This is a genomic window from Bradyrhizobium australafricanum (assembly GCF_020329495.1).
GTDB classification, from domain to species: Bacteria; Pseudomonadota; Alphaproteobacteria; order Rhizobiales; family Xanthobacteraceae; genus Bradyrhizobium; species Bradyrhizobium australafricanum.
Map to the genome: position 1 here is coordinate 1 of NZ_JAGKJL010000208.1, position 677 is coordinate 677.

Sequence of the window (677 nt, forward strand, 5' to 3'; positions counted from 1 at the left end):
CCGCAACAGTGGCGAAGAATTGCCGGCTGAATTTGTCTTCACCGCAGAAGAGATCGAGACGCTCAGGGCCATCAACAAAACCATGAAAGGTCGCACCGAGCTTCAGAAAAACCACCATCGCCCCAACACTCTTGCTTGGGCGGCATGGATCATCGCAAAACTCGGCGGATGGACCGGCTACGCCTCCCACCGTCCACCTGGACCAATCACCTTCCACACCGGAATGGCCCGCTTCCAAATCCTCGCAAATGGCCCGACAAACGTGTAGATGCACTAGTGCGAACGCAGGGACCCATAATCACCAATGCTGATCATTGCGCGACGCTGAAACGACGAGTCCCGTTCACAACACAAGCTGCGGCGCATGGTCCCTGCTTTCGCACTAGGACCGATCGACATTCATTGCATCCAGATCATTGCGGCAGCGAGATGGATGAAGCCGGTAAAGTTGTCAGATCGCCTGTCATAACGGGTTGCCAAGCGTCGGAAGTGTTTGAGCTGGCAAAAGCAGCGCTCGATGCGGTTGCGCTGTTTGTATGCGTCGGCGTCGTGCGGAATGATGATCCTGCGGGTGCGGTTTGACGGGATCACCGCCGTTGCGCCGATTTCCGCGATGATCGCACGCAGGGCGTTGCTGTCATAGGCCTTGTCGGCGAGCACGGCATCGCCGCTCTGGC

At 57.6% G+C, this 677-nt stretch carries 1 protein-coding gene and 1 pseudogene; one reads left to right on the plus strand and one right to left on the minus strand.

The annotated features are described in order from the left end of the window. A pseudogene (locus J6525_RS46590) lies at positions 1-268 on the plus strand (IS4 family transposase); the annotation flags it as partial. Positions 269-399: 131 nt separating this feature from the next. Here J6525_RS46590 and J6525_RS46595 read toward each other — a convergent pair. Next, positions 400-677 (minus strand): transposase (locus J6525_RS46595; protein WP_225648062.1); only part of this gene is annotated, 278 nt, incomplete at its 5' end.